The 2,281-nt window shown below is 65.1% G+C and carries 1 protein-coding gene; it reads left to right on the top strand.

All coding sequences use genetic code 11. The features are described 5' to 3' along the window. Positions 1–1,804: OB-fold nucleic acid binding domain-containing protein (locus tag JOY90_RS28945; RefSeq protein ID WP_291694511.1), on the top strand; the 1,804-nt coding region annotated here is incomplete at its 5' end. Between the last annotated feature and the right edge of the window lie 477 nt (positions 1,805–2,281).

Below are 2,281 nucleotides of genomic sequence, written 5' to 3' on the forward strand. Positions count from 1 at the left end.
GACCTTCTACGATCTCGTCATCGAGGTCGCGATCGTGCGGCCCGGGCCGATCCAGGGCGACATGGTGCATCCTTATCTGCGCCGCCGCAACGGCCAGGAGAAGGTCGGCTATCCTTCGCCGTCGCCCGATCATGGCGATGCGGACGAACTCTACAAGGTGTTGCACAAGACCCTCGGCGTGCCGCTGTTCCAGGAGCAGGCGATGCGGATCGCGATCGAGGCGGCGAAATTCACCTCGGAAGAGGCCAACGGCCTGCGCCGCGCGATGGCGACGTTCCGCAACGTCGGCACCATTGGCAAGTTCGAGGAGAAGATGACCGGCAACATGATCGCGCGCGGCTACGATCCGGAATTCGCCAGAAACTGTTTCGACCAGATCAAGGGCTTCGGCTCCTACGGCTTCCCGGAGAGCCACGCCGCCGCCTTCGCTCAGCTCGTCTACATCTCCTCCTGGCTGAAACATCATCATCCCGACGCATTCTGCTGCGCGCTGCTCAACTCGCAGCCGATGGGCTTCTATGCGCCGGCGCAGATCGTCGGCGATGCCCGCAAGAACGGCGTCGAGGTCCGCGAGGTCGACGTCTCCTTCAGCCTCGCGGCGAACACGCTGGAGGAGAAAACTGGCAAGCATTGCGCGGTGCGGCTCGGCTTCCGCCAGATCGACGGGTTTGCGTGGGTTGATCCGGACGAAGAGCGCTTGAAGCGCTTGCGGCCGTCGTTTCGGGAGGGGATACACACTCCTCAGGAAGGCAGGACTATCGCACATGGCCCGCCCGCGAGGATGGTGCGCTCCCTCCCCCCTCTTGTCCGCCGAAGCCCGCCTTCGGGCGAAGGCGGATGCGGGGGAGGGTCGGGGAGGGGGGCAGCCGCAAACTCGATGCATGAGGATCGCGGGAATACTTCTTCGCCACCAACGGGGAGCGTGCCGTGTGGCACCCCCCTCCCTGGCCCTCCCCCGCCGACGCCGCTATCTGAGGAGCCCAAAATCGACGACTGGGCTGCGCGCATCGTGGCGGCGCGGGCGCGCGGCCCGTTCACCTCGCTGGAGGATTTTGCCCGCGACACGGGACTCCCGAAACGCGCGCTGGTCCTGCTCGCGGATGCCGATGCGTTCCGCTCGCTCGGGCTCGATCGCCGCGCCGCGCTGTGGGCGGTGCGGCGGTTGCCCGACGACGTGCCGCTGCCGCTGTTCGAGGCGGCAACCGCGCGCGAGCAGCCGGACGAGAACGCACAGCCCTTGCCGCTGATGCCGCTGCCGGAGCAGGTGGTCGCCGACTACCAGACCATCCGCCTGTCGCTGAAGGGCCATCCGATGCAGTTCCTGCGCGCGATGTTTTCACGCGAGCGCGTCGCCGCCTGCCACGAGGTCTGCAAGGCGAATGACAGGCGCCGGATGCGTTGCGCCGGCGTGGTGCTGGTGCGGCAGCGGCCGGGCAGCGCCAAGGGCGTCGTGTTCATGACGCTCGAGGACGAGACCGGCATCGCCAATATCGTGGTCTGGCCGAAGGTGATGGAGCAGTTCCGGAAAGAGGTGATGGGCGCGCGGCTGGTGCTGGTCGAGGGCTATGTCCAGAGCAGCCCGGAAGGCGTGACGCATCTGGTTGCTCAGCACCTGATCGACCGCTCGCGCGAATTGCTCGCCCTCGCCGACGACGCTTCGCGCCCGAAACAGGCGGTGCCCGCGGGCGCCGTGCTGGTCGAGCCGCTCAACGACGACCCGCGCCAGCATCTCGATCAACCGGCGCAAAGACACCGCCACCCCCGCAACGTACGCATCCTGCCGCCTTCAAGGGATTTTCACTAGGTCGTGCAGCCCTGGAAATCGGCGCCGAAGATGCCGCCTCCGCCTCGTCGCTATCAGCGGATGACGGCATGTAGCGGTGGCTTATCGTGTCTCACTTGAGGGGCGCAGTCCAATCCGGTCACCGTAATCCGCGCCTGATCGCTGTCACCAATGCGTTGTGAGAATCTGCTCTCTCAAGCTGGCAGATGATACCAAGAGCAGCATTTTCGACAATTTAGGCGGATGATTTTTTTATCACGCAACATCCGAGCGAGAGCAAAGGCGTTTCGAAGGTAATGACGTGCCGCAGTAGCCAGCGTCATCGGCGCGAGTCAAATTTCAGCCGCGTTAGGCGCTTCTGATAAACAAAACATGGCTGAGGAGGAGATCGAATGCTCACGAAGCTTCGCACGGCTATCCGCGTCCTGCTCGTCGGCGTCCTGGGCGCGGTCACGCCGCCGCAGATGGAGTTGGTATCGGGCGCCGGCCTGCCCCAAC

The sequence above is a fragment of the Bradyrhizobium sp. genome (genome assembly GCF_019242285.1).
In the GTDB taxonomy this organism is placed as follows: domain Bacteria; phylum Pseudomonadota; class Alphaproteobacteria; order Rhizobiales; family Xanthobacteraceae; genus Bradyrhizobium.